Source organism: Pelomonas sp. Root405, from assembly GCF_001425165.1.
In the GTDB taxonomy this organism is placed as follows: domain Bacteria; phylum Pseudomonadota; class Gammaproteobacteria; order Burkholderiales; family Burkholderiaceae_C; genus Pelomonas.
Map to the genome: position 1 here is coordinate 116558 of NZ_LMDU01000001.1, position 24944 is coordinate 141501.

Here is a 24944-nt window from a genome sequence, read left to right on the forward strand (position 1 = left end):
CTACAGGGCTTCCGCCGTACGGTCGCTGGCCAGGCGCTCGGCATCGCGCCGGCCGAACAGCCAGAACATGGCGGGCGTCAGGAAGGTGTCGAGCAGCGTCGAGCTGATAAGCCCGGAGAAGATGACGACGGCGACCGGATGCAGGATCTCGGTGCCGGGGCGCTCGGCTTCGAACAGCAGCGGCGCCAGCGCAAAGGCCGTGACCAGCGCCGTCATCAGCACCGGGCTCAGCCGCTCCAGCGAGCCGCGCACGATCATCTTCATGTCGAACTGCTCGCCCTCGAAGCGCATCAGGTTCACGTAGTGGCTGACCTTCAGGATGCCGTTGCGCACCGAGATGCCGGCCAGCGTGATGAAGCCCACCAGCGCCGCCACCGACAGCGGCTGCCCGGCCAGCGCCAGACCGATGACCGCACCGACGAGCGCGAGCGGGATGTTGGCCATGATGAGCAGGGCCAGCCGCGTGCTCTGGTAGCGCGTGTACAGCACGACGAACATCAGCACGGCGGAGACGATGGACAACAACCCGACGAGTCGGGACGCCTCTTCCTGCGCCTGGAACTGGCCGCCCAGCGTCACGAAGTAGCCCTCAGGCAGCTTGGTCGTGCTGACCACCGCGCGGATGTCGGCCACGATGTCCGACAGCGCACGTCCCTGCGCGTTCGCGGACAGCACGATGCGGCGCTTGCCGTCGTCCCGGCTGATCTGGTTCGGGCCGTCGGCATCCTCGATAGTGGCGATGCGAGAAAGAGGGATGCGGCCGCCCGGTGTCTCCACCAGAATCTGGCCGAGGCCTTCGACGGTGCGTGCGGACTCGGGCAAGCGCATCACCAGCGCGAAGCGCCGGCCGTTCTCGACAATCTGCGTGACCTTCTCTCCCTCGACGAGGCTTTGCAGCATGGCCAGCACCTGCGGCGCCGGCACGGCGTACTGGGCTGCGGCGGCGTAGTCGATGCGCACCTTGATCTGCGGCGCAAGCACCTGCTTCTCGATCTCCAGGTCCGCGATGCCAGGAATGGTGGCGAGGCGCGAACGCAGTGCATCGGCCTGGCCACGCAACGTGTCGAGGTCCTCGCCGAAGATCTTGATCGCGATCTGCGAGCGCACGCCCGACAGCATGTGGTCGATGCGGTGCGAGATCGGCTGGCCGATGCCGATGGCCGCCGGCAGGTTCACCAGCCGCGAGCGGATGTCCGCGTTGATCTCGTCCATGCTGCGCGTGATCTCGGACGGTGGCTTCAGGCCGACGTCGAGTTCGCTGACATGCACACCCTCGGCATGCTCGTCCAGCTCGGCACGGCCACTGCGGCGGCCGACGTGCGTGACCTCGGGCACCTGCTTGACGAGCACTTCGGCCTGCTGCGCAAGGGCAGAGCTTTCGGCGAGGGTCACGCCGGGGTTCAGGCGCAGCCCGATCAGCAGCGTGCCTTCGTTGAAAGGTGGCAGGAAAGTCGTTGCGAAGAACGGCACCGCCGCGCCGGCCAGCACCACCGCTACACCGCCAGCCGCCAGCGCTGCGCGCGGCCGGGCCAGCACCGAAGCCAGGCCCGTGTTGTAGTGCCGCTTGAGCCAGGCCAGCAGCTTGGTGTCGCCATGGTCCAGCGACTTCATGCGCGGCAGCAGGTAAAGGCTCAGTACCGGCGTCACGGTGACCGAGACGATCAGGCTCGCCAGCGTCGAGACGATGAAGGCGATGCCCAGCGGCACGAACAGGCGGCCCTCCATGCCCGGCAACGCGAACAGCGGCACGAACACCAGCACGATGATGACCGTTGCGTACAGGATGGCCGAGCGCACTTCCATGGTGGCCATCGCGACGACCTCCAGCGGGCTGCGGCGCTTGTCGGCGTCGTGCGTACGTTCCTCCTTCAGCCGACGCATGACGTTCTCGATACCGACGACGGCGTCGTCCACCAGTCCGCCGATGGCGATGGCCAGGCCGCCGAGGGTCATCGTGTTGATCGACAGCCCGAAGTAGCGGAACACCAGCGCCGTGATGAGGATCGACACGGGAATCGCCACCAGCGCGATGACCGTCGTTCGGACGTTTCCGAGGAACAGCAGCAGGATGGCGGCGACGAAAATGGACGCGCCGACCAGCTTGCCCTGCAACGTCGTGATCGACGCCTCGATGAAGCTGGCCTGGCGGAAGGTCACCTGTGGCGTTTGCATGCCGGTCGGCAGCGAGCGCTTCATGTCGCCGAGCGCCGCCTCGATGCCCTCGGTCAGCGCGATGGTGTCCGCCGTCGGCTGTTTCTGGATGCCCAGGATGACCGCCGGCTGTCCGCCGAAGCCCGCGTCGCCGCGCTTGGTGGCCGGCGCGAAGGTCACGTCTGCCACCTGACGCAGCAGCACGGCCTGGCCGTTGCGGGCCGTGATGGCGAGGTTGCGCAGGTCATCGAGCCTGGAGGTGCGACCGAGGTTGCGGATCAGGTACTCGCGGCCGTTGAGTTCCAGGAAGCCGCCCGAGGTATTGGACGAGAAGCCTTTCAGTGCGGCTTCGAGCTGGTCGTGCGTGATGCCGAGGTCGGCCATTCGCGCCGTGTTCGGTTGCACCTGGAACTGGCGCACCTCGCCACCGATGGGGATCACCTGTGCGACGCCGGGGATCGCCATCAGTCGCGGGCGCAGCACCCAGTCCGCATACTCCCGCACCGCCATGGCCGAGACCTTGGTCGTGTCGATCGGGATCGCGATCTGCATGATCTCGCCCATGATCGAGCTGATCGGCCCCATGCGAGGCACGACGCCTTCGGGCAGGCCTTCCTCCATCGACGACAGCCGCTCCGACACCATCTGCCGCGCACGGAAGATCTCGGTGCGCCAGTCGAAGGTCACGTAGACGAAGGACAGGCCGGCGCTGGATGTCGAGCGCACAGACTCGACGCCCGGCAGCCCGTTCATGGTCGTTTCCAGCGGGAAGGTGATGAGTTGCTCCACCTCCTCGGACGCCATGCCGCCCGCCTCGGTCATGATGGTGACCGTGGGCTTGTTCAGGTCGGGGAACACGTCCACCGGCATGCGCGACAGCGTGAACACGCCGTAGCCGACCAGCACCAGGCTGGCGATGATGACGAGCAGCCGGTTGGCCAGGCTGCTGTCGAGTAGCCACTTGAACATGCGTGAACCTCAGCGGACCTGGTTGACCAGGCCGGCGCCTTGCACCGCCACGCGCTCGCCCGCCTTGAGGCCGGACGTGACGATGACGTTCGCGCCGTCCAGCGGCTCGGTCTGTACGACCCGTGGCGAGAAGCGCTCAGGCGCTGCCTTGATCCAGACGATGGTCTGGTTGGCGGGGTTTTTCATCAGCGCGGCGGCAGGCACCGGCACGCCGGCGATCTGGCTGCGCGTCTGCGCGATCACCTTGACGGGCTGGCCGACGGCGAACGAGCCCAGGGAGCCCCCGCTAGCGGTGAAGGCAATCGGCAGCGCCTGCTCACGAAGCGCGCGCGCTGCCCCGACGAACTTCAACGTCACCTTGTCCGTGCCGCTGGCGATGAATCCGCCGGCGATGTCATTCGCGACGGCCGCGTCGAACGCCACCGCCTCGACGCGCAGACGCGCCGGGTCGACGATCTCGAAGACCAGTTCGCGCGCATCGATCACTTGTCCGGCGACGGCCTGGGAAGACGCGACGACGCCCGATGCCGGCGCCAGCAGGGCCTCGCGGCTGTTCAAACCAGCGCCGATAGCAGCAGCACGCGCGCTGAGGCTGGCGACCTCGCTCTCCGCGGCCTCGATGTCCTTGCGCGGGACGGTGTCGGCCAGCTCGCGCAGCCGGGCGACCCGCTTCTGCGCAAGATCGCGCGAAGCGCGGAGCTCGGCCAGTTGCGCCGCCTGGCTACCTCGCTCCAAGGTGTCGGAAGCCGGTACCACGTACGCCAGCACTTCGCCCTTGCGCACGGTTTGACCAAGCGCCGGGAATCCTCGCGGGCCGGACTCCAGCCGGCCGGCAACCATGGCCTGAACACGGCCGCCGGCGTTGGGGTCCATGACGATGCGGCCATTGAGTTCAACGGCGCGAGGCAGTTGCTGCTGCGTGACCTCGACCGTGCGCACACCCATCTGGCGCTGCGCGGGCTTGGGGAGGAAGACGCTGCCATCGGGCAGGCGCTGAGGACCGCCAGAGACGGTCGGTGCCGGCCCGTGGTCATGGCCGTCATCAGCAAATACCGGCATCGCAGGGGCCAACAGCAGTGCGCCGGCAATGGTCAAGGCGCAGGCGGGGAAAAAGCGGGCGGCGCGGGTCATGCCGTCTCTCCGAAACGGTTGCCGCGGCGCATGCGCTTGCGCAACGCAGCGAGGCCGCCCAGCACCACGGCGGCGCCAACACCCCAGGCGGCCCAGAACTTCCACGAGCGATCCACATGGGTGTCGGCGTGCTCGTCGGCGTGAATGTCGATCTCGCCCGCCAGCAGGTCTGACTCGTTCCCGGCCGTGATCGTTGCCGTGACCGGCGTGACGCCTGGCTTCGGCTCCTGCGCCAGCGTGGCCGTGAACTCGCCATCGCCCTGGGCCTTGGCTGCCAGCTGTGCACCGCCGATATTCAGCGACAACTGAGCACCCTTGACCGGTGCATTCGTCGGCGCGTGGTCGAGGTAGAGCGTCAACTGCTTGCCGTCGATGACGCCGACCAGCTCGAACGCTTCGGACGTCGCCGTGAAGCGCGGCAAGGCGGCTGCCGCCGGCTCCTTGGCGCCGTCACCGTGGTCGTGGCCGTCGCCAGCTCGTGCCGTGCTGGGCCAGGCGGCCCAGACGGCGAGCGGCAGGATGGTGGCGAGCGCCAGGCGTCGCAGGGGGAGGGTTTGCAACCGTAGGGAGGTCATGGTGTATCACTCGGGCAGCAGGCCCAGCGCCTGCCGCAAACTGGAAATTGCCTGGTCGACGGCGATGCGAGCGCGGGCGTTCTGCCGCTCGGCCTCGAAGGCATCCAGCTCGACGCGAAGCCGCGTCGGCAGGTCCGTCTCGCCAAGGCGGAAAGACTTGTCGTAGAACGCCCGCGTGTCCCGGGTGAGGGAGGCGCGGCGAGCGGTGGCTTCCTGCGCAGCGCGGGCAGCAGTCAACCGGGCTGATTGCGCGGCGATGTCCGCAGCGGTGCGTTGCTGCTCCATGACCAACAGCTGCTCGGCTTCGATCAGATCAGCCTGCGCCGTGGCAGCACGGATACCGGACTCGCTGCTCTGGCCCAGCGGCAGGCGCAGGCCGAACGTCACGGTCTGGCCATAGCGCTCGCCCGCTCCGCCTCGCTCGCGGGTGGTGAGCAAGGTCAGTTCGGGATTGGCGCGCCGCTGCACGGCGGCCAGGCCACGCTGCTGCTGCGCGAGGCGCACCAGGTCGGACAGTTCCGCCAGCGCGGGGTGGGCTACCGCCGTTTCGGCGTTGACCGGCACGTCGGGTGAGCGTTCGCCGGGTACCACATCGCCTGCAGCCGGGAGGGCTCCCCAGCCCTGGAGCGCGGCCTGCGCCTGCGCGACAGCCGCTTGTGCAAGAGACAGCTCGGCTTGCGCGGAGGCGACCGCAGCATCTGCCTGATGCTGGTCGGCGCGCGAGAGGTCGCCCGCCGCCGCACGGCGGCCTACGTCGGCGGCCAATGCCGCTGCGCTGGCCCGGCGCGCCTCGGCCAGGCTCGCATCGAGTCGGGCGAGTTGCAGCGTCCACCAGGCCTCGCGCACCTGGCCTGCCACGCGCCATTGCGCGGCGGCCACGCGGCTGTCCACCGTGGCCAGCTCCGCATCGGCCACCGCCTGGCTGCGGCTGCGCTCGCCGGGCAGCCACAGCGGCAGGGCGACGCCGGCCTCGTACTCGCGTGCGCCGGCATTGCGGGTGAGGCGGTCGGTGCGAGCCGAGGCTTCCAGCGACGGAGCGTCGGCCGTCCAGCGCTGCGCGGCAGCTTTGCGAGCCGCAGCAGCGTCACGCCGGGCAAAAGCCGCAGCGCCTTCAGGTTGTTGCGCCCAGGCCCGCTCGAAAGCCTGACGCAGCGTCATGGGACTGGTGACCGCGGCCGATGAAGAGGCGGCGCCCTGCGCGTGAAGCGACAGTGGCATGCCCAAGAGCGCCAGGGCCAACAAGGCACAGGTGCTGCGGATGGGAGATCTGGGGGTGCTGTGGGAGGTCGGGCGTGAAAAGCGGGGCATACCGGGCGATGAATTCCTGGGCCTTCGGCGACGCCACTCGGGAGGAGGCGCCGCATGCAGGCTCACGTTGAGCGGCACTCTAGGAAGCAGGCCACGACACAGGCCCAACGCCAAGATGACAATTTCGTAATCTGGCCGGCGCGCGCTCGGCGGCCAAAATGACCTGCATGAAGCTCTTGGTCGTGGAAGATGAGGCGAAGCTGGCGGACTACCTCAGGAAGGGCCTGACCGAGGAAGGTTTCGTGGTGGACGTGGCGCGCAACGGCGTGGATGGCCTGCACTTGGCAGCCGAAGGGGATTACGACCTGGTGTTGCTGGACGGGATGCTCCCGGGCATCGACGGGTTGGCGGTGCTGGCCGCGCTGCGCCAGAGCCAGCAAACGCCGGTACTGATGCTGACAGCACGCTCCCAGGTCGAGGATCGCGTCAAAGGGCTGCAGGCCGGCGCCGACGACTACCTCGTCAAACCCTTCGCGTTCTCCGAACTGCTGGCGCGCATCCAGGCCTTGCTGCGCCGGGGCCGCCCCGCACAAATGCCCTCGGAAGCGACCGTTCTCAAGCTCAGCGATCTGGAGCTGGACCTGATCCGCCGCAAGGCTGTGCGCGCCGGCAAGCGGCTGGAGCTGACCGCCAAGGAGTTCAACCTGCTGAGCCTGCTGCTGCGCCGCGCGGGCGAGGTGTTGTCACGCACGGAGCTGGCCGAGCAGGTCTGGGACATGAACTTCGACAGCGAGACCAACGTCGTCGAGGTGGCCGTGCGCCGTCTTCGCACCAAGCTCGACCAGCCGTTTGACCGACCGCTGCTTCACACGGTGCGAGGCATGGGGTACGTGCTGGAAGCGCGCGAAGCGTGACGACCGCGCACACGGCACCCGGGCTGGGTGCGGGACTTTCGCGCAGCTTGGCGCTGCTGACCGGCATCGGGTTGGGGCTAGTCTGCGCCGCCGTCTATGCAGTGCTCGCATTGACGTTGTTGCAGCGCCAGGACGAAACACTCGATCAGAAGCAGGCGGCCATCGCGCAGTTGCTTGGTGAACGAGGCCCGGGTCATAGCGTGGCCGAACTTCAGCATCTGCTCAGCGACGTACTCGCCGGACATGCCGAGCTGTCACTGCGCGTGACAACTGGCGACGGTGAGGTCATCTTCGACAAGGCTTCTGCGCAAGCCTGGCCGGCCAAGCAGCGACGCTTCAACGTGCCGGTGGCCGCGACCGGGCCGGCCACTTCAGTGCTGTTGGCTTTGGATCAGCGAGGCGATGACGCGCTGCTGCAGCGTCTGGCGTGGACGTTGGCATGTACGGCCGTCGGCGGCGCGCTCGCTGTGTCCGCTGGCGCCTACTGGCTGGTCCGCCGAGGGTTGGTACCGTTGCACCGTTTGGTGGACCAGACGAGGTTGGTGACGGCTCACGATCTGGCCAGACGGCTGGACGGCTCCGGCCAGCCGATGGAGCTGCAGCCGCTGATCGAGCAGTTCAACGCGCTGCTGGGTCGACTGGATGGGGCCTACCGGCAGATGGAGGCTTTCAACGCCGATGTGGCGCACGAGCTGAACACCCCGCTGTCTACGCTGATCAGCAGTTGCGAGCTGGCACTGCGCCGTTCGCGAAGCGCAGAGGAATTGCGCGATGTGCTGGGTTCCAACCTGGAAGAGCTGCACCGCATGGCCGGGATCATCGGTGACATGCTTTTCCTGTCGCACGCTGATAGCGGGTCCGACGCGCGACGCGAACGCGTGGACAGCCTGGCGCATCTGGCCAGCGAGGTGATCGATTTCCACGAGGCCGCCCTGCATGAAGCAGGGCTGAGGGCGGCGGTCGTCGGCGAGACGGCCGCTCAGGTCGATGCGCGGCTGCTGCGCCGAGCGATCTCCAACTTGCTGGGCAATGCAACGCGATACGGCCTCCCGGGCACGACGGTGACCGTGCGAGTCAACCGGGTGGATGCGTCCAGCGTCGCGGTGTCGGTGGAGAACGACGGCCCGGTCATCGCGCCGGAGCACCTGCCACGCCTATTCGACCGCTTCTACCGCGTCGACGCGGCTCGCGCCGACGCCGACCGCAACCATGGCCTGGGTTTGGCCATCGTGGCGGCCATCGCGCGGATGCACGGGGGCCGCGCAACCGCCGAATCCAGCGGCGACACGACCCGCGTCGGCCTGCTGCTGTGCGACGCCTGACGCCAGATCAGCCGCGCTCGCTCTCGGCGCGAGAAACGTAGACGATCAGGTCCGGAGCGTTGAAGTCTGCGGGGGCGATGGCCTTCAGGTCGAAGCGTCCGTGGTTGGGCACCTCGAACTTCCAAGTGAACGACTTGGCGCCGCTTCGGAAGGTCACCACATCGCCGCAGTCGACATTGAGTGCTTTGATCTTCGTGACATCGACCGTCTTGCCTGCGGTGGTCGCCTCGGCAACGGGCTTGCCGAGCCAACCCTTGCTCGCAGCTTCGCGCTTGTTGTCGTGAGCCATTGCGCTCGCCGAACCGAGCCCGAGGACGGCGGCGATCAGGGCGATAGGGGCAACATGGGTTTTCATGGGGAACTCCTCGTTCGCTGTTCCGGTCGCTCTCGACATGAGGCATCCGACAGCTCAGAAGAGACTCTAGAAATCGCGCCGCGTCATCAGCCCAACGGCCAGATTACTTTTGCGTCAGCGGAGAGCTGGCCTTATCCCGGCACGCCCCCGAGCTGACGCGGCGGGCCTTGGTGTGACAACGGGGATACCTGGCGCTGCGTGCCCGGTATCCCGTGGACAACGCTTGCGCGTTGACCCCCGCGAAGATTGGCGACTCCTTCGACACCGCAACAGCAATAGATTTAGTGGTCAGGATCAGCGGACCGCTTGATTAACAGCATGGATTCACTGCTCAAGTGCACTGGATTCCCACCATTCCAACGCCTCAAGCAGCAGACCTTCCAGCGCAAGTTGACGGCGACAGCCGAGGTCTGCCTGGTCGGACGACCGCAGCGCGCTCAACACCAGTCGTTGAGGCAGCTAACCGGCCGGGTGAACCGACGGCTGCTTCGTGCCAGGCAGCGTGAACTCGGCGTCTGCTCGCCGAAGACAGCAACCGCAGCGGTCCCGTCTTTCGCCACCGATATCGAGCTTCGGCTATGGGCACAAAGCTGCGTCACCCGGCTCTGGCGGCTCGGTGCCCGCTGCCGCCACTACCGGTCGTTGAACAAAGTGCAGGTCGAGAGCCCGCTGCACATCTAGGACCAGGTAGAACTCGTGCCTCGGGCAACTAGGACTCAAGGCGGTGCGCCAGTATGCGGCACCGTTTGAGAGCTTCGAAACTGGCGCTGTGCACTTGTAGCAGTCACCCGCGCCGCCACCCGGTAGCAGCTTCCCGACGAAGCTCCGTGTTCACTTGTTCTTCTGGAGCCAAGCGTCCAACTGGGTGATTTCCTTGCTCTGGTCTTTGATTATCTTCTCCGCCATTGCCTTCATTTCAGCCGACTTGCCATGTGCCACCTGGGCCTTGGCCATGTCCAGGGCTTGCTGGTGATGCATCTTCATCATCATGGCGAAGTCCTTGTCGGTGTCGCCGGTCATCTTCATGCCCTGCATGTGCTGCATGCCGGACATCATGCTTTTGTGCATTTGCTCAGAGCCGTGGTTGGACGATTGGGCGGCTGCAGCGCCGCACAAGCCGACGACGAGGCCGGTTGAACAAAGTGCGAGGCGGACGGATGTGGCAACAGAACGGTTCATGGAAAGGCTCCTGGATGGCTGGTTTCGGCGGATGACCCGCCGACGCATACCCGGCAATCGACACTCCCGCTGCAGCTGTTCAGTCCGCGAGCTCGTCCAAGATGGGGCAGTCCGGCCGCTGGTCGCCCTGGCAGCAATGAGCCAGCCGCTCCAGCGTTCGCTTCATGGCATCGAGCTCTTTCATGCGCCGGTCCAGGTCGGCCACATGCGTGAGGGCGATCCGCTTGACGTTGGCGCTCGCCCGGCGCCGGTCCTGCCAAAGCTTCAGCAGCTCCGCGATCTCGGCCATGCTGAAACCCAGATCGCGCGCCCGGCGGATGAAGCGCAGCGTGTGGATCTCCTTGCCGGTGTATTGCCGGTAGCCGGAGTCCGTGCGGCCCACCTTGGGCAGCAACCCGAGCGACTCGTAGTGGCGCACCATCTTGGCCGACACGCCGGAGCGGGCAGCGGCCTCCCCGATGTTGAAGGGTCCGTCGGTATCCGTGTTGACCGTGCTCATTGCTGACTCCCTTTCCAACTGCGCAACATCAGCGCGTTAGTGACGACGCTCACACTGCTGAAAGCCATCGCGGCAGCTGCCACCACGGGACTCAACAGCCCGAAAGCGGCGAGCGGGATGCCGATGACGTTGTAGATGAAGGCCCAGAACAGGTTCTGGCGGATCTTGGCGTAGGTGCGCCGCGAGATGTCGATGGCATCGGCGACGAGCGCCGGGTCTCCGCGCATGAGCGTGACGCCAGCGGCATGCATGGCCACGTCGGTGCCCGTGGACATGGCGATGCCAACGTCTGCCGCGGCAAGGGCCGGCGCGTCGTTGATGCCGTCGCCCACCATGGCCACCCGGTGGCCGCCGTTCTTCAGCGCGGTGACGATCTCCGCCTTGTCCTCGGGAAGCACCTCGGCGCGGATCTCGTCGATGCCGAGCTGGCGTCCCACGGAATCGGCGCTGCCCTGGTTGTCACCGGTGAGCATGACCGTCTTGATGCCCAGGCGGTGCAACCCCTCCACGGCACGAGCCGCAGAGGCCTTGGGCGCATCGGCGAAGGCCAGCAGCCCGATCAGCCGCGGTGTTTCACCCACGTCCGCGAGCCAGGACACCGTTCGACCGCTTGCCCGCAGCGTCGGCGCGCGCGCCTCCAGCGCCGACAGTTCGACGCCCAGCTCCTGCATGTAGCGGCTGCTGCCAAGTCGGAGCTGGCGGCTGCGCACGACCGCACTCATGCCGCGCCCGGCAACTGCCCTGACTTCGCTGGCTATGGGCACGCCGACGCGCTCACGCTTGGCGGCTTCCATGACCGCTCGCGCCAGCGGATGCTCGCTGTTCGCCTGGATGGCGGCGGTTGCACCCAGCAATCCAGCGTCGTTCCCGTCCACAGCGTCGAAGGTCACCAGCTCCGGCTTGCCTTCGGTCAGCGTGCCGGTCTTGTCAAAAGCGACGACCTTGACGCTGTGCGCGACCTCCAGTGCTTCGGCATCCTTGATGAGGATGCCGTGGCGCGCAGCCACGCCCGTGCCTGCCATGATCGCGGTTGGCGTGGCCAGGCCCAGGGCGCAAGGGCAGGCAATGACCAGCACCGCAACGGCGTTGAGGATGGCCTGCTCCCAGTCACCGGTACCCAGCCCCCAGCCCAGCAGCGTTGCTGCGGCGATGCCGATGACCACCGGGACGAACACGGCGCTGACGCGGTCAACCAGGCGCTGGATGGGTGCCTTCCTCGCCTGAGCGGACTCCACCAGGCGAACGATCCTTGCCAAGGTGGACTCGGCCCCCACCGCCGACGTCCGGATCAGCAGCAGGCCCTCGGCGTTGACCGATCCGCCTGTCGCGCGGTCACCCGGGTGCTTGGCAACCGGCAGGCTCTCCCCGGTGATCATGGACTCGTCGATCTCGCTGGCACCTTCGACGACTTCGCCGTCTACGGGCACCCGCTCTCCTGGGCGGACGACCACCAAGTCGCCAACGCGTACGTCGGCAAGGGCCACGTCCACGTCGGCGCCGTCTCGGCGCACACGGGCGCGGTCGGGGCGCAGGGCTTGCAGCGCGCGGATCGCCTCGGTCGTCTGTCGCTTGGCGCGCCCCTCCAGCCATTTGCCGAGCAGCACCAGCGTGATGACCACCGCCGAGGCCTCGAAGTACAGATGAGCCATCGCGTGCTCGCCGTGCTGCCAGAGCTGGTAGACGCTGAGGCCGTAGCCGGCACTGGTGCCCAAGGCGACAAGAAGGTCCATGTTGCCGGCACCCGCGCGCAGCGCCTTCCAGCCGGCTCGGTAGAAGCGCGCGCCGAGCCAGAACTGCACGGGGGTGGCGAGCAAAAGCTGAAGCCAGCCGGGCAACATCCAAGGCTGATCGGCGAATGCAGTGAGCATCGGCAGCACCAGTGGCGCGGACAGCACACCGGCGGCTGCAACCGACCACCAATCAGGAAGGCGTCGCTTGATGCGGGAGTCCTCCGCTGACTGCACGCCTACTGCGCCTGACTCGGACTCGGTCGCGGCGCGCGCGGCATAGCCGGCCCGGTCGATGGCGCGCAGCAACGCGGCGATGTCAACCTCCCTTGCCACCAGCTTGACGTGGGCTTGTTCGGTAGCGAGGTTCACCTCCGCAGCTGTGACGCCCGGAACCTTCAACAGCGCTTTTTCGACTCGTGCCACGCAGGACGCGCAGGTCATGCCGTCGACCTGCAAGGTCAGCGACTGCTCAGGGACGTCGTAGCCGGCCTTCTCCACTGCAGCTCTCAATATGCTGAGGTTGACTTCTGGTGCTGTGTCAACTGTGGCCGCCTCGGTCGCCAGGTTGACGTTGGCTTGGCGGACGCCCGGCACCTTCGCAAGGGCCTTCTCGACTCGGGCGACGCAGGAGGCGCAGGTCATCCCTGCGATGGGGAATGACCAGCGGCGCGCGTCTGCCACCTGAGTGGTGGGTGCAAGTGACTTCATTGATTCCTTCCCGGCCGGCTTCAGTGCCGACCCATGAACGGAAGTCTCAAGCTTGCCATGGTGGGAGAGTCAAGAGGCGATGCAGAGATTTTTTGGTCTCGATGCCACGGAGCCATGGCGGTGTCACTCACCAGCGGCACCATGCAGAAGATGCTTGGAGACACTGCACGCTGCATCACGTCTCGGTTGTTGGCGGTGCTACTTCTTGCCGTGCTGACACCGATGGCCAGCGCAGCAACGTCCGTTCCTGCGGCACTTGCGTGCCAGAGCACGACCCTGACCGATGAAAGAGCCGAAGCCGCGTGCACGCTGCCAGGTTCATTGGTCGGCAAAGAGGTCCGCTTCAAGGCTCATTTCTTGGGCAGCCACGACGACAGCAAGGTGTCGTTTCTGTCCGTCATGCTGAACGAAACGCCGGTCGCCTGCCGGACGGGCAGCAAGACCGAGTCGAGATTCGAGGATGGGGAAGTGACGTTGGACTGCGGTTTCACCGCACCTGCGGCTACGGCTACGGCCAGCGTCAAGGTCAGCATTTCCCTGCATCACTTGCAGCTGGACAAGACCGAATTGGTCGTTGACTAGATCCCGCCGCCGGGGGTGGCAGCGCGCCGCGCGTCCATACGGTCTGACGAGTTCGCCCAGTTCCAGCACGCCTACCTGTTCTCACCTGTACCCACCTCCAGATCGTCACCTGAAACCTGAGGCCGCCACGCGAACCAGGAGACGCAGGCTCCGACGATGAGCACGGATGCAGCAATCCAGAACGGGGCCGTGGCATTTAAGGCAAACGCGCTACCGGCGCCAACTGCTCCTACCGCCTGGCCCAGATTGCCGGCGGCTGCCAGTTGGCCGAGCAACAAACCCGGAGCGCCGGGGCGGTTGTTGAGCAGCGTGTACGACAAGACGGGGGCGATCATTCCAGCACCCAGGGCGACGACAGCGACCATCAGGCCCAGCGCTCTTGCGTCGGACGGAGTGAACAGCAGCGCCAGGGCTGAAGCTGCAAAGGTGGCCGCCAGCCACCGTTCGTTGAGCCGGCGCCGCACCGCTGCAAACAGCAGGCTCAGCTGCGCTGTCAGCATGACCAGGCTGCAGGTGGCGAACATGGCTGCGATGGCGCTGGAGTTCATTCCGAGCGTCTGACTGCCGAAGAGGTTGAAGCCCACATCAAAGGTTCCCACCGCAACAGAGGCCAGGAAGGCAAGCAGCATGGACGAGCGAATAAGGCTGCGCGACTTTTCTGGGTCGCTGCAGGGCTGCGCTGAGCGAGCGCGCTCGCTGCCGAGCGCCCAGGGCGTGAGCGCCAGGAGAACCGTCCCGAACGCCGCAATCGCCCAGGCCGGCCAGTGCAGCATCTGCGCCATCTGCCCCACCGGTTCGCGCATCACGGGCCCGGCCAACCAGGTGCCGAACGCGGGGCCGGTGATCAGGCCGATAAACGCCATCGTTCCCAAGACGACAAACCGGCGGCTGCGCACCACCGGCGTGCTGATGTCGGCGATGTAAGCCTGTGCAGTTGGCACTATCGCGGCGGCGCCCGCGCCGGCCAGCAACCGAGTGGCATAGATCCAGCCGATCTGCGTGGCCAACGCGGTCAAGGCGGTACCGACCAAGAACAGGCCGAAGCCGAGCATCAGCACCGGGACGCGACCGATGCGATCCGAAAGGCGCCCCCAAACGAGCGCGAACGTGAACAGCGCGAAGAGGTAGGCCCCGCCCAGCCACCCCACCTGACGGGAGATTTCCTCCGCGGACACGGGGCCCAGATGTCGCAGCAACGTGGGCTGCAACAGCGGCTGGGCTGCACCGTAGGCCAGCGACACCACAAAGACCATCGCAGCCAACAACGCGATGGCCCGCGCGGGATGCCCGTGCGGCTTCGTTAAGGGAAGCATCACGGCAACTCAGCGCTTGGTCAGATAGCTGACCACGGCGGCGAGCCACACGAGAGCTGGGGCGAGGAGCAGCCACCGGAAGTCCGAATGCAGCACGAAGTTGGTCGCGCTCATCAATGTCACGGTCAGCAGGCCTGCCAGAGCCAGAGTGGTTGCCGTGCCACGCGGCCGAAGCGGCATGAGCGCCCGGGCGATGAAGACCACAAGAACGCCCGCACCAGCCATGAAGCCACCCATGACGGTGAATACCTTGCCCAGCCAATGCTCGAGCCCCGGCGCGGCCAACCGGAGCGCGTCAATGCTGGTACCCATGAAGCGTGGGTCTTCCGGCAACAGCGCCGGGCGCAGGAAGATGAAGTAGGCGCCTAGGCCCACCAGCCAGACGCCGCATGCCAGAAGCAGCCAGCTCGACAGGCCGTGCTTTGGCTGCGGACGCACGTTCATTCGATGGCCGCCTTGCGCAGGCGCAGTGCATTGGTGATCACCGAGGCCGAGCTCAGGCTCATCGCCAAAGCCGCGATCATGGGCGACAGCAGCCAGCCGGTGAACGGGTAGAGCAGACCGGCTGCGAGCGGCACGCCTAGCGCGTTGTATACAAAGGCGAAGCCCAGGTTCTGCTTCATGTTGGCCACGGTCGCCACCGACAGGCCGCGCGCCGTGGCGATGCCGCGCAGGTCGCCCTTGACGAGCGTCAGCTGAGCGCTGTTCATCGCGACATCGGTGCCCGTTCCCATGGCGATGCCCACGTCGGCGCGCGCTAGCGCGGGGGCGTCGTTGATGCCGTCACCGGCCATGGCCACCACGCGGCCTTCGGCCTGCAGTTGCTCGACCAGCTTGAGCTTGTCGGCGGGCTTGACCTCGCCGTGCACTTCGTCGATGCCCAGGCGTTGGCCAACGGCGCGCGCTGTCGTCAGGCCGTCGCCGGTGGCCATGATGACCCGCAGCCCGGCTTGGCGCAGCGAGGCAAGTGCCTCGGCCGTGGTGGCCTTGACGGGGTCGGACACGGCCAGCAGGCCGATCAGCTTGTTGTCAACCGCGAGGTGCATCACGCTGGCACCCTCGGCGCGCAGGGCCTCGGCCTGGCTCGTCAGGGCCGCCACGTCGATGCCCAACTGTTCCATCAGTGCCGTGTTGCCGAGCGCCAGCGCCTTGCCGGCCACCGTGCCGCGCACGCCGATGCCCGACTCGGAGTCGAACTGCTCGGGCTTGTCGAGCGCCAGGCCGCGCTCCTTCGCTGCCGTGACGATGGCCGCCGCCAGCGGATGCTCGCTGCCCTGATCCAGGCTGGCCGCCAGGCGCAGCACCTCATCTTCGGCAATGCCCGGCGCCGCAACCGCACGTTCGAAGGTCGGCCGCCCTTCAGTCAGCGTGCCGGTCTTGTCGACGATGAGCGTGTCGATCTTGCGCAGGTTCTCGATCGCCGCTGCGTCGCGGAACAGCACACCGCTGGTAGCGCCGCGGCCCGTGGCTACCATGATGGACATGGGTGTGGCCAGGCCCAGCGCACAGGGGCAGGCAATGATCAACACCGCGACGGCGTTGATGAGCCCGTAGATCCAGCTCGGCTCGGGTCCGAAGAAGCCCCAGCCGAAGAAGGTCAGCGCCGCGATGCCCACGACGCCGATCACGAAGTAGCCGGCCACGGTGTCAGCCATGCGCTGCATGGGCGCGCGGGAGCGCTGCGCCATGCCGACCATCTGGACGATCTGCGCCAGCACGGTTGCAGAGCCGACGTGCTCTGAGCGCATCACCAGCGCGCCGCTGGTGTTCATCGTGGCGCCGATCACCTTGTCACCCGGCCGCTTGGTGACGGGCAAGGGCTCACCGGTGAGCATGGATTCATCGAGCGCGCTGCTGCCCTCAACCACGACGCCATCGACCGGCACCTTCTCACCCGGGCGCACGCGCAACAAGTCACCCACGTGCACGTTCGCCAGCGGGATGTCGGCCTCGCTGCCATCGGCGGCAATGCGGCGTGCCGTCTTGGGTGCCAGGCCGAGCAGCGACTTGATGGCTGCCGAGGTCTGCGATCTCGCCTTCAACTCCAGGATCTGCCCGAGCAGGGTCAGCGAGATGATCACGGCGGCCGCTTCGAAGTACACCGCCACCCGACCCATCGACACGAAGGATGCCGGAAATACCTGAGGCGCGACGGTCGCCACCACGCTGTACAAGAAGGCCGCGCCCGTGCCCAACCCGATCAACGTCCACATGTTTGGGCTGCGGTTCGCCACCGATTGAGCGCCGCGCACAAAGAACGGTGCGCCGGCCCACAGCACGATGGGCAGGGTCAGCACGAGTTCGATCCAGCTCTGCCTGGCCATGTCGAACCAGCCGAGGCTGTGCCCGAACATCGCGAGCAGGGTCACCACCACCGTCAGCGGCAGGGTCCACCAGAAGCGGCGCTTGAAGCTCTCCAGCTCGGGGTTCGCTTCATCGTCAAGCGAGGGCAGCACCGGCTCCAACGTCATGCCGCACTTCGGGCAATTGCCTGCATGATCCTGGCGGATCTCGGGGTGCATCGGGCAGGTGTAGATCGTGCCCGCTTCCGCCTGCACCGGTGGCGCGGCCTCGGTCGATACCGCAGGCACGCTGAACTGGTCAGGGTCAGACGCGAACTTGCCCTGGCACTTGGCGCTGCAGAAGTAGTACGGCCGACCCTTGTGCTCCAGCCGGTGTGGCGACTTTTCCGTCACGGTCATCCCGCAGACCGGGTCTTTGAGGGTGGCCGCACCCTGGGGCGGCGCTGCAGCTTCGTGCTCGTGGCCCTCGTGATGCACGTGCGTGTGAGCAGCCATGATCAGCTGACCTTGGTTTCGGACGGGCTGGATCCCGTGTCGTCGCCGTGACCGCCATGCCCGCCGTGCCCATGGAAGAGGTGCATCAACGGGCAGGCCAGCAGCAAAAGATAAACCCAGGAGCCGGCGAGGTGGGCCCAGTGCTCGCGCAGCAGGAAGAACAAGCCGATCAGCGCGACCATCACGATGGCGCCCTGTACGGCACGTCGCGACAGCCCGCTGGACTCGGGCTGGGATGGGTGAACGTGGTTGGTTGACATGTCAGCGTTCCTTCCTGGGTTGGTTTCGGTGATGGAACTTGGCCGCCCGCCGCAGAAGCGGGTGCCTTCAGCGTCGCCGCGGTGCCTGCATGGTCAGCAGCGGCTGCATCGCCCCCCACCCGCAGGTAGGCAGGGGCTATCGGTCTTGCCGGATGAGGGGCAAGCGGCGAGCCGTCTCACCGGCAGCCGCCACAGCAGCCCCCGCTTTTGCCGGCGGTGGGCGGTGCAGCTGCGCCCACAGCTTCGACCGGCGTGTAGCCCGCGTCCAGAATGGCCGCCTTGAACTCGTCAGCATCCGCAGCGCTCGAGCTGATCTCCACGCGCTTCGATGCGAGATCGATGGCAACCTGAGCGCCTTTGTCGGCGTTCTTGACGGCCTTGGTGATCATGCTGACGCAGTGTCCGCATGTCATGTCATTCACTTCAAACGAAATCATCACTGGCTCCTTCAATACGATGGGGTGAGAGCAACTCTGAAGCTTCCCACCGTGGCAAGGTCAAACCAGGCTCTCAATTGGCCTTTTGAGCGAAAGGGTTCTATCCAATTGCACCGCGCCGTACGAAGCGGGCGATCAGCAGATCGTGCCGAAGTCAGGTCACTTCTACATTGACCCCGGTCAACGCAAGATGACGCGACTGAGCCGGGTGCGGACGAGGAACCTCTTGATAGTTACGGGCCGTCACGCGCCCAAAGCGGCCGGCTGAGATAAAGTTTCTGAATGCGCGTGATGCTCCGTTGCCTCTTGATCAGCCTGCTGATCTTGACGCTGCCCCTTAAAGGGCTGGCGGCTGCGGGCTATATGGCTTGCGGCCCGGGGCACACCGGCGCCGCTGTGGCGCAGCATCACGCTGCTGTGGGCGATTCGTCCGACCATCATCACCATGCCGACGCGACCACGTCGCACGCTGCTACACATGCTTCGATAGACGAGGCGCCGGGCGATGCCGAGGACGGATCGAGCAAGTCAGACTCGGTCAAGGGAACGAAGTGCGTGCAATGCGCGCCTTGCTGCGGCGCTGTTGCGCCCCAGGCCGAAGCACCTGTTATGGCGACCGATGTCAATGCCGACACGGTCGTGCAGCAGGTCTGCTCCCTCGTCGTGGGCGGTCGCAACGACCGCATTGATCGCCCTCCGCGAAGCCTGCCCTGAGTCAGCTTCGCGGCTGCGCGTGAGCGCCAGTCCCGATCCAGCCTCTTTTTCGAATGCGAGCCCGCGCGCGCCTGCCTCACCGGCAGCCGCTGTTGGCGGCTCCTCGATCAACCTCTCCGCCGAGGACATCATGTTCTGCAACTCCATGAACGACGGGCGCTCAGCTGCCCGCGTGGCCGGCTCACGTTTTGCCGTGGCCATAGGAACGACTCTTGTTTTTTCCGCAGCGCTACTACCCGCGCTGGCCCAGGCCCAGACCGCAGCCAAGGCCAGCGCCGCCGACCCCACCGACTCACAGGCCAGCGTGCCAGCGGTTCGCTATGCCGGTGCGCTCGCCCGCTACCGCGCTCTGCAGGAAGCGCCGCCGGCCTCGTGGCAGCAAGTCAACGAGAAGGCCAATCAGGCCGGCGGATGGCGCGCCTATGCCCGCGAAAGGGCGGCAACCGATGACAGCCCTGCCGCCCCTGCCGCAGCAGCGTCATCTGCCAAAGGGCATGAAGGCCATGCGCCGCGCTGAAGGACCCCAACAGATGAATCAATTTCGACTACCTCTCTCCCTGCTAGCCGTTGCTCTGTTGGCGGGATGTGCCTCGGTGGAACCCGGTGCCGCGCTGACCCAGGTGCAATCGCTGACCAAAACCCACACCGATTACGCGCTGACGGTTGATCGCTCTGCCGAAGACCTGGCTCGCACGAACGGCAAGGTGGTGGAGCTGCTGCGCCAGCCGATCGGTGCCGACGCGGCCGTCCAGATCGCGCTGCTGAACAACCGCGGCCTGCAAGCCCGGCTGCAGCAGCTCGGCATCACCGAAGCTGAAGTGAGCCAGGCGTCACGGCTACCCAATCCCGGATTCAGCTTCGGCCGCCTCACCAAGGGCGACGAGGTGGAGCTGGAGCGCGGGCTGCATTTCAACCTGGCCCGATTGCTGACGCTGCCGCTCGTCAGCCGGCTGGAGGAGCGCCGGCTGCAGTCCGTTCAGCGCGAGGTGGCGATGGACGTGTTGAGCCTGGCCGCCGACACACGCAAGGCCTGGGTGCAAGCCGTCGCGGCCGGGGAAAGCGTGCGCTACATGCGCCAGGTGCAGGAGGCTGCCGAAGCCAGCGCCGAACTCGCCCGACGCATGCAGCAAGCCGGCAACTTCAATGCACTGATGCGCCTGCGTGAGCAGGGCTTCTATGCGGACGCGGCGCTCGGCCTGGCCCGCTCAGAGCAAATCCATCGCGCCGCGCGCGAGCGCCTGACCCGCCTGCTCGGGCTCTGGGGCGAGCAGCTGGACTTCCAACTTCCCGAGCGCCTGCCAGACTTGCCGGACGCGCCCAAAGATCAGCCGGACATCGAACGCCAGGCCCTTGCCCAGCGCCTGGATGTGCAGTCGGCCCGCCTGGCGGCCGAGCAGACGGCGAAGAACCTGCGCCTGACCCAGGTGACGCGCTTCGTCAGCGTCTTTGAGCTTGGCTTGGTCCGCAACTCGTCCAACGAGGCGCCACGTCAGACCGGCTGGGAGGTTGGCCTCGAGCTGCCGCTGTTCGACTGGGGCGGCGCGCGAACCGCCAAGGCTGAGGGCCGCTACATGCAGTCCCTGCACCAGGCGGCGGCCACGGCCATCAACGCGCGCTCGGAGGTGCGCGAGGCCTACGGCAACTACCGCGCCAGCTACGACATCGCCCGTCATCACCGCGACGAGATCGTGCCGTTGAGGAAGCGCATCTCCGAGGAGCAGCTGCTTCGCTACAACGGCATGTTGATCGGCGTGTTCGAGCTGCTGGCCGATGCGCGCTCGCAGGTCGGCAGCGTCAATGCATCCATCGAGGCGCTGCGCGATTTCTGGCTCGCCAAGGCTGAGCTAGACGCGGCGCTGATCGGCCGCGCGTCCCTGTCCATGCCCACCGCCTCCGCTGTACCTGCCGGCGCCGAAGCCGGTGCGGGCCACTGAACCCATTCAAGGAATACACATGTCTTTCAATCGACGCTCCCTTCTGGGCGGTGCCGGTGCCATCACTGCAGCCGCCTCAATGACAGCGGTCAGCAAGGTCGCTATGGCGGCCTTGCCCGAACCGGTGCTGCAGACCAAGCCCGACACCATGCCGCCGCTGGTCCCCAACACCGGCCGCCCTTACAACCCCGTGGTCACGCTGAACGGCTGGACCTTGCCCTGGCGCATGAACCAGGGCGTCAAGGAGTTCCACCTGGTGGCCGAACCCGTGGTGCGCGAGATGGCGCCCGGCTTCAAGGCCCACCTGTGGGGCTACAACGGCCAGAGCCCCGGCCCAACCATCGAGGTCGTCGAAGGTGACCGCGTGCGCCTCTTCGTCACCAACAAACTCGGCGAGCTGACCAGCATCCACTGGCACGGCCAGCGCCTGCCCAACGGCATGGACGGCGTCACCGGCCTGAACCAGCCCGGCATCCCGCCGGGCAAGACCTATGTCTACGAGTTCGTGGCGCGCCGCCCTGGCACCTTCATGTACCACCCGCATGCCGACGAGATGGTGCAGATGGCCATGGGGATGATGGGCTTCTGGGTCACGCATCCCAAGGGCAAGCACCCGCTGATCGACGAGGTGGACCGCGACTTCTGCTTCCTGCTCAACGCCTACGACATCGATCCCGGCGCGGCCACGCCCAAGATCATGACGATGCTGGACTTCAACCTGTGGAGCTGGAACAGCCGCATCTTCCCCGGCATCGACCCGCTCGTCGTCGGCTTCAAGGACAAGGTGCGCATCCGCATAGGCAACCTGACGATGACCAACCATCCCATCCATCTGCACGGGCATGAGTTCCTCATCACCGGCACCGACGGTGGGCCCACGCCGAAGAGCGCCCGCTGGCCGGAGATCACCACCGACGTCGCGGTGGGCCAGATGCGGCAGATCGACTTCCTCGCCGACGAGGAGGGCGACTGGGCCTTCCACTGCCACAAGAGCCACCACACGATGAACGCCATGGGCCACGACGTGCCCACCATGATCGNCCTCGCCGACGAGGAGGGCGACTGGGCCTTCCACTGCCACAAGAGCCACCACACGATGAACGCCATGGGCCACGACGTGCCCACCATGATCGGCGTCGACCACAGCGGCCTGGCCGGCAAGATCCGCAAGCTGGTGCCCGACTACATGGTGATGGGTGAGCGCGGCATGAAGGACATGACCGAGATGGACATGCCGCTGCCCGACAACACCGCGCCCATGATGGCCGGCCAGGGGCCGTTCGGCGCGGTCGGCATGGGCGGCATGTTCAGCGTCGTCAAGGTGCGCAAGGGCCTGAAGAAGGGGGACTACAGCGACCCGGGCTGGTACCAGCATCCGCCCGGCACGGTGGCCTACGCGTTCAAGGGCAGCCTGCCCGACGCCGCCCGATTCCAGTCAGAAAGCGCGGGCCTGATGCCGGTGGTCCAGCGCCCCAAGACCGATGTCGAGGTCAAGGTGCGCAAGCCGGCGGGCGGCCATTCGGGCCACCACTGAGTTGCGTCTCAATCACCGACGCAAGGATTGACATGAACCCCTTCCTGAAAAACGCGCTCGGCGCGGTTGCGCTTGCCATCGCAGCTCCTTCATTCAGTCAGGCCAGCCCGTATGCGGGCGAGCAGGACGGGCCCATCAAGGCACTCAGTTCGGCCGATGTGACTGCGCTGCGCCAAGGCCAGGGCATGGGCTTGGCCAAGGCGGCAGAGCTCAACGGCTACCCCGGCCCGCTTCACACCCTCGAACTGGCCGAGCAGCTCAGGCTCACACCGGAGCAGGTAAGTGCCACGCGCCAGCTGATGGACGCACACAAGGCGCGCGCGCGAGCACTGGGCGATGCGCTGGTAGCGGCGGAAATGGCATTGGATCGGCTCTTTGCAGAGCGTTCTGCGACCCTTTCCGGTGTCGACGAAGCCACGCAGCAGATTGCAAAACTGCAGGCGAAGTTGCGCGCCGAACACTTGGCCACCCACCTGATTCAGACAGCGCTGTTGTCGGGCGATCAGGCGCAACGCTACGCCGCCTTGCGTGGCTACGGCAGCGGCGGGCACGGGGATCGACCCGCTGCTGGCCACCATCACTGACTTAGATCGACACAGAAGGACTTTCCATGAAAGATTCAATGAATCAGCACAAAACCCAGCCGCATCGGCTCGGCGGTCTCGTCGCCGGGGCCCTAGCCATCCTGTTGACCTCGTCAGCGGCGATAGCGCATGGCGAAAAGCCGCACGGCGCCAAAACGCCGGTGCGACAAGAGCAAAAGGCCTGGGGCATCGCGGGTGACGCCAAGAAGGTCACACGTACCGTCACGCTGAAGATGACCGACAACATGCGCTTCACGCCGGATCGCGTCGAGCTGAAGCTGGGCGAGACCGTCCGCTTCGTCGTGCACAACGACGGCAAGATGCTCCACGAACTGGTCATCGGCACCAAGAAGGAGCTCGATGAGCATGCCGCGCTGATGCTGAAGTTCCCGACCATGGAGCATGACGAGCCCTACATGGCGCACGTCGACCCCGGCAAGAAGGGCGAGATCGTTTGGAACTTCAACCGCGCCGGCGAGTTCGATTTCGCCTGCCTGATCGCCGGCCATTACCAGGCCGGCATGGTTGGCAAGATTCTGGTCAGCGCCAAATGAAGCCCGCCTCAGACCCCTGCATCACACCCTTGAAAGGAACCCGCATGAACCGCAACAAGCCACCCCGTCTAGGCCTGATCGCCGCAACCCTCCTCACCGCCGCCCTGCTCAGCCCCGCAGCGCGCGCTGCCAGCCATGGCACGCCGCCTGCGCAGGCCAGTACACCCGCAGCCAGCGCCGACATGACCGACGCCGAGGTACGCAAGGTCGACCGCGAGGCCGGCAAGCTGACGCTCAAGCACGCAGACATCAAGAGCCTGGATATGCCAGCGATGACCATGGTCTTCCAAGTGCGCGACAAGGCGATGCTGGACAAGCTGCAGCCCGGCACGCGCATCCAGTTCAAGGCCGCCAACGAGGGCGGCAAGTTCGTCGTCACCGAGTTGAAGGTGGTGCAGTGATGGCGGTCGCACCGTTGCATTCGGCATTGCCGCTTGCCGGCGTGTTGGCATTGCTGCTGGCACCGATGGGGACTGCTGTTGCCGCCAATCACATCGTGGACATCCAGTGGGATGCTGGCGGCCAATTCGCCCACCAGGCTGAGGTTCCACCAGCCAAGTTTGTTGAGGTCTGCGGCAAGCTCAAGCCGGGTCAGAAGGTCGCTTGGTCATTCAAGAGCGGAGCGCCGATGAACTTCAATATCCACTACCACTTGGGGAAGGAGACGGTCTATCCCGTCAAGCTCAGCCAGGCTAAGGACGGGGCGCAGACCCTGCCGGTGGAAGTTGAGCAGGTTCATTGCTGGATGTGGTCCAACAAGACGCCCGCGACGGCATCGCTTGACGTTGCGTTGAAGATCGAGCCTTGAGCGCCTGACGCCTATCGGTTCGCGAGGTGTGGCCAAACCTTCATTTCGCACCGTGGCGTCTAACGGTCCATCAAGCGGCAGTGCCAAAGCCCGCTCTGCTGCCTTCGCCCCGCCGCTCTTGTCGCTCTTTGCGCGACCAGCTCTCCCTAAGCCTGCAGGCTGCTGCATTTCTCGTATTGGGCGGCGTCAGTTCGAAGCTGCTTGCAGCAACATTGAACCGCGCCAGCTGACGGGGCGAGCTGCAGCCTGCGACGCCGGAGGACCGCTGCGTCTAAAAGACCGGTCGTCGAGGCAGGCGTTCGGCAGATCAGTGAATGACGGCTTTGTGCCGCGTACCGTGAACCCAGCCCCTGGCCGCGAGTGACGGCAGCCGCTTCCATGCCGTCTGCCGTCGTCGAGCTCGGATTTCGGCTTTGGGCACATAGCCGCCGGCCGTTGGACTCCCCGTCGACGGCTGCACCCAATCGTGGGAACGACCGCCAGAGGGACCGGTCATGCACGCGCCGCAAGCAACTCTCGTAGGGGCGCGTCGAGGCCCAGGCATGTGGTCAGATCTCGTCAGAACGCGTGGTCAGGACAGGCTGGATTGAGTGCTCAAGTGAGGCCGGAATATGTAATCCTCGAAGTCGTTCCGGGCAGGATCGC

General features: G+C 66.3%; 25 protein-coding genes and 1 pseudogene. 13 read left to right on the top strand and 13 right to left on the bottom strand.

The features are described from left to right. The 4 genes from ASC81_RS00550 to ASC81_RS00565 are packed head-to-tail and all read right to left on the bottom strand — an operon-like array spanning position 1 to position 6044. The gene (locus tag ASC81_RS00550; RefSeq protein ID WP_056261343.1) at positions 1-3120 is read right to left on the bottom strand and encodes an efflux RND transporter permease subunit; all 3120 of its coding nucleotides are present in this window, start codon (positions 3118-3120) and stop codon (positions 1-3) included. A 9-nt stretch (positions 3121-3129) separates the two neighbouring features. Beyond that, a complete protein-coding gene (locus tag ASC81_RS00555; protein WP_200946663.1) occupies positions 3130-4251 on the bottom strand; it encodes an efflux RND transporter periplasmic adaptor subunit in 1122 nt (373 codons plus the stop codon). Further along, entirely contained in the window at positions 4248-4826 is a 579-nt protein-coding gene (locus ASC81_RS00560; protein WP_082536154.1) for a hypothetical protein, read from the bottom strand. The genes ASC81_RS00555 and ASC81_RS00560 overlap by 4 nt, the downstream gene beginning before the upstream one ends. A gap of 6 nt (positions 4827-4832) precedes the next feature. Beyond that, the gene (locus ASC81_RS00565) at positions 4833-6044 is read right to left on the bottom strand and encodes a TolC family protein (RefSeq protein ID WP_235533526.1); all 1212 of its coding nucleotides are present in this window, start codon (positions 6042-6044) and stop codon (positions 4833-4835) included. A gap of 257 nt (positions 6045-6301) precedes the next feature. On the opposite strand from ASC81_RS00565, the gene ASC81_RS00570 reads away from it, so the two are divergent. Beyond that, complete coding sequence (locus ASC81_RS00570) at positions 6302-6988, top strand: heavy metal response regulator transcription factor (RefSeq protein ID WP_156391614.1); 687 nt, start codon at positions 6302-6304, stop codon at positions 6986-6988. Further along, positions 6985-8310, top strand: a complete 1326-nt coding sequence (locus ASC81_RS00575; RefSeq protein WP_056261350.1) for a heavy metal sensor histidine kinase — start codon at positions 6985-6987, stop codon at positions 8308-8310. The genes ASC81_RS00570 and ASC81_RS00575 overlap by 4 nt, the downstream gene beginning before the upstream one ends. A gap of 7 nt (positions 8311-8317) precedes the next feature. Here the strand turns inward: ASC81_RS00575 and ASC81_RS00580 are convergent, their stop codons facing one another. Then, on the bottom strand, positions 8318-8665 hold the full coding sequence (locus tag ASC81_RS00580) for a CzcE family metal-binding protein (protein ID WP_162245835.1): 348 nt from the start codon (positions 8663-8665) through the stop codon (positions 8318-8320). Positions 8666-8983: 318 nt separating this feature from the next. Between ASC81_RS00580 and ASC81_RS26820 the strand changes: the two genes are divergently transcribed. Continuing rightward, the gene (locus ASC81_RS26820) at positions 8984-9346 is read left to right on the top strand and encodes a hypothetical protein (protein WP_156391618.1); all 363 of its coding nucleotides are present in this window, start codon (positions 8984-8986) and stop codon (positions 9344-9346) included. A gap of 150 nt (positions 9347-9496) precedes the next feature. On the opposite strand, the gene ASC81_RS00585 is transcribed toward ASC81_RS26820, so the two are convergent. The 3 genes from ASC81_RS00585 to ASC81_RS00595 form a co-directional block, all read right to left on the bottom strand. Next, positions 9497-9844, bottom strand: a complete 348-nt coding sequence (locus ASC81_RS00585) for a DUF305 domain-containing protein (protein ID WP_056261354.1) — start codon at positions 9842-9844, stop codon at positions 9497-9499. 79 nt (positions 9845-9923) lie between these two features. Continuing rightward, positions 9924-10343, bottom strand: coding sequence for a Cu(I)-responsive transcriptional regulator (gene cueR, locus ASC81_RS00590; RefSeq protein ID WP_056261357.1), 420 nt, complete (start codon positions 10341-10343; stop codon positions 9924-9926). Then, complete coding sequence (locus tag ASC81_RS00595; protein ID WP_056261359.1) at positions 10340-12781, bottom strand: heavy metal translocating P-type ATPase; 2442 nt, start codon at positions 12779-12781, stop codon at positions 10340-10342. The genes cueR and ASC81_RS00595 overlap by 4 nt, the downstream gene beginning before the upstream one ends. A gap of 33 nt (positions 12782-12814) precedes the next feature. On the opposite strand from ASC81_RS00595, the gene ASC81_RS26825 reads away from it, so the two are divergent. Then, entirely contained in the window at positions 12815-13363 is a 549-nt protein-coding gene (locus ASC81_RS26825; protein WP_162253749.1) for a hypothetical protein, read from the top strand. A gap of 71 nt (positions 13364-13434) precedes the next feature. Here ASC81_RS26825 and ASC81_RS00605 read toward each other — a convergent pair whose 3' ends face one another. The 5 genes from ASC81_RS00605 to ASC81_RS00625 all read right to left on the bottom strand — a co-directional run bounded on the left by ASC81_RS00605 (position 13435) and on the right by ASC81_RS00625 (position 18171). Continuing rightward, on the bottom strand, positions 13435-14676 hold the full coding sequence (locus ASC81_RS00605; RefSeq protein WP_056261366.1) for an MFS transporter: 1242 nt from the start codon (positions 14674-14676) through the stop codon (positions 13435-13437). A 9-nt stretch (positions 14677-14685) separates the two neighbouring features. Continuing rightward, positions 14686-15120 (bottom strand): hypothetical protein, encoded by a 435-nt coding sequence (locus ASC81_RS00610; protein WP_056261369.1) that lies wholly within the window; start codon positions 15118-15120, stop codon positions 14686-14688. Continuing rightward, the gene (locus tag ASC81_RS00615) at positions 15117-17474 is read right to left on the bottom strand and encodes a heavy metal translocating P-type ATPase (RefSeq protein WP_082536155.1); all 2358 of its coding nucleotides are present in this window, start codon (positions 17472-17474) and stop codon (positions 15117-15119) included. Before ASC81_RS00615 ends, ASC81_RS00610 begins: the two co-directional genes overlap by 4 nt. Before the next feature lie 2 nt (positions 17475-17476). Then, positions 17477-17734 (bottom strand): DUF2933 domain-containing protein, encoded by a 258-nt coding sequence (locus ASC81_RS00620; RefSeq protein WP_082536156.1) that lies wholly within the window; start codon positions 17732-17734, stop codon positions 17477-17479. Positions 17735-17910: 176 nt separating this feature from the next. Beyond that, the gene (locus ASC81_RS00625) at positions 17911-18171 is read right to left on the bottom strand and encodes a heavy-metal-associated domain-containing protein (RefSeq protein ID WP_056261373.1); all 261 of its coding nucleotides are present in this window, start codon (positions 18169-18171) and stop codon (positions 17911-17913) included. A gap of 282 nt (positions 18172-18453) precedes the next feature. Between ASC81_RS00625 and ASC81_RS00630 the strand changes: the two genes are divergently transcribed. The 9 genes and pseudogenes from ASC81_RS00630 to ASC81_RS00665 all read left to right on the top strand — a co-directional run bounded on the left by ASC81_RS00630 (position 18454) and on the right by ASC81_RS00665 (position 24299). Beyond that, positions 18454-18885 carry a hypothetical protein gene (locus tag ASC81_RS00630; protein ID WP_157580989.1) on the top strand — a complete coding sequence of 144 codons (432 nt, stop codon included), beginning with the start codon at positions 18454-18456 and terminating at the stop codon, positions 18883-18885. A gap of 19 nt (positions 18886-18904) precedes the next feature. After that, positions 18905-19402 carry a hypothetical protein gene (locus ASC81_RS00635; RefSeq protein WP_156391624.1) on the top strand — a complete coding sequence of 166 codons (498 nt, stop codon included), beginning with the start codon at positions 18905-18907 and terminating at the stop codon, positions 19400-19402. A gap of 76 nt (positions 19403-19478) precedes the next feature. Beyond that, positions 19479-20819, top strand: a complete 1341-nt coding sequence (locus tag ASC81_RS00640; protein WP_369820831.1) for a TolC family protein — start codon at positions 19479-19481, stop codon at positions 20817-20819. A 19-nt stretch (positions 20820-20838) separates the two neighbouring features. Continuing rightward, positions 20839-21859 (top strand): multicopper oxidase family protein (locus ASC81_RS27630; RefSeq protein ID WP_369820832.1); only part of this gene is annotated, 1021 nt, incomplete at its 3' end. Between the two features lie 80 nt (positions 21860-21939). Further along, positions 21940-22353 (top strand): annotated as a pseudogene (locus ASC81_RS27635) (copper oxidase); the annotation flags it as partial. Between the two features lie 32 nt (positions 22354-22385). Continuing rightward, positions 22386-22937: a Spy/CpxP family protein refolding chaperone gene (locus ASC81_RS00650; RefSeq protein WP_056261390.1), complete on the top strand. Its 552-nt coding sequence runs from the start codon at positions 22386-22388 to the stop codon at positions 22935-22937. Positions 22938-22975: 38 nt separating this feature from the next. Continuing rightward, positions 22976-23491 carry a cupredoxin domain-containing protein gene (locus tag ASC81_RS00655; protein ID WP_082536157.1) on the top strand — a complete coding sequence of 172 codons (516 nt, stop codon included), beginning with the start codon at positions 22976-22978 and terminating at the stop codon, positions 23489-23491. Positions 23492-23535: 44 nt separating this feature from the next. Next, positions 23536-23892, top strand: coding sequence for a copper-binding protein (locus ASC81_RS00660; RefSeq protein WP_056261393.1), 357 nt, complete (start codon positions 23536-23538; stop codon positions 23890-23892). Then, positions 23892-24299, top strand: coding sequence for a hypothetical protein (locus ASC81_RS00665; RefSeq protein ID WP_056261397.1), 408 nt, complete (start codon positions 23892-23894; stop codon positions 24297-24299). The genes ASC81_RS00660 and ASC81_RS00665 overlap by 1 nt, the downstream gene beginning before the upstream one ends. Positions 24300-24944: the final 645 nt, after the last annotated feature.

Bases quoted from the DNA above. Each gene is read 5' to 3' on its own strand.
- ASC81_RS00550 (WP_056261343.1), bottom strand. From the start codon at position 3,120: ATGTTCAAGTGGCTACTCGACAGCAGCCTGGCCAACCGGCTGCTCGTC.
- ASC81_RS00555 (WP_200946663.1), bottom strand. From the start codon at position 4,251: ATGACCCGCGCCGCCCGCTTTTTCCCCGCCTGCGCCTTGACCATTGCC.
- ASC81_RS00560 (WP_082536154.1), bottom strand. From the start codon at position 4,826: ATGACCTCCCTACGGTTGCAAACCCTCCCCCTGCGACGCCTGGCGCTC.
- ASC81_RS00565 (WP_235533526.1), bottom strand. From the start codon at position 6,044: ATGCCACTGTCGCTTCACGCGCAGGGCGCCGCCTCTTCATCGGCCGCG.
- ASC81_RS00570 (WP_156391614.1), top strand. From the start codon at position 6,302: ATGAAGCTCTTGGTCGTGGAAGATGAGGCGAAGCTGGCGGACTACCTC.
- ASC81_RS00580 (WP_162245835.1), bottom strand. From the start codon at position 8,665: ATGAAAACCCATGTTGCCCCTATCGCCCTGATCGCCGCCGTCCTCGGG.
- ASC81_RS26820 (WP_156391618.1), top strand. From the start codon at position 8,984: ATGGATTCACTGCTCAAGTGCACTGGATTCCCACCATTCCAACGCCTC.
- ASC81_RS00585 (WP_056261354.1), bottom strand. From the start codon at position 9,844: ATGAACCGTTCTGTTGCCACATCCGTCCGCCTCGCACTTTGTTCAACC.
- cueR (WP_056261357.1), bottom strand. From the start codon at position 10,343: ATGAGCACGGTCAACACGGATACCGACGGACCCTTCAACATCGGGGAG.
- ASC81_RS00595 (WP_056261359.1), bottom strand. From the start codon at position 12,781: ATGAAGTCACTTGCACCCACCACTCAGGTGGCAGACGCGCGCCGCTGG.
- ASC81_RS26825 (WP_162253749.1), top strand. From the start codon at position 12,815: ATGAACGGAAGTCTCAAGCTTGCCATGGTGGGAGAGTCAAGAGGCGAT.
- ASC81_RS00605 (WP_056261366.1), bottom strand. From the start codon at position 14,676: ATGCTTCCCTTAACGAAGCCGCACGGGCATCCCGCGCGGGCCATCGCG.
- ASC81_RS00610 (WP_056261369.1), bottom strand. From the start codon at position 15,120: ATGAACGTGCGTCCGCAGCCAAAGCACGGCCTGTCGAGCTGGCTGCTT.
- ASC81_RS00615 (WP_082536155.1), bottom strand. From the start codon at position 17,474: ATGGCTGCTCACACGCACGTGCATCACGAGGGCCACGAGCACGAAGCT.
- ASC81_RS00620 (WP_082536156.1), bottom strand. From the start codon at position 17,734: ATGTCAACCAACCACGTTCACCCATCCCAGCCCGAGTCCAGCGGGCTG.
- ASC81_RS00625 (WP_056261373.1), bottom strand. From the start codon at position 18,171: ATGATTTCGTTTGAAGTGAATGACATGACATGCGGACACTGCGTCAGC.
- ASC81_RS00630 (WP_157580989.1), top strand. From the start codon at position 18,454: ATGCGCGTGATGCTCCGTTGCCTCTTGATCAGCCTGCTGATCTTGACG.
- ASC81_RS00650 (WP_056261390.1), top strand. From the start codon at position 22,386: ATGAACCCCTTCCTGAAAAACGCGCTCGGCGCGGTTGCGCTTGCCATC.
- ASC81_RS00655 (WP_082536157.1), top strand. From the start codon at position 22,976: ATGAATCAGCACAAAACCCAGCCGCATCGGCTCGGCGGTCTCGTCGCC.
- ASC81_RS00660 (WP_056261393.1), top strand. From the start codon at position 23,536: ATGAACCGCAACAAGCCACCCCGTCTAGGCCTGATCGCCGCAACCCTC.
- ASC81_RS00665 (WP_056261397.1), top strand. From the start codon at position 23,892: ATGGCGGTCGCACCGTTGCATTCGGCATTGCCGCTTGCCGGCGTGTTG.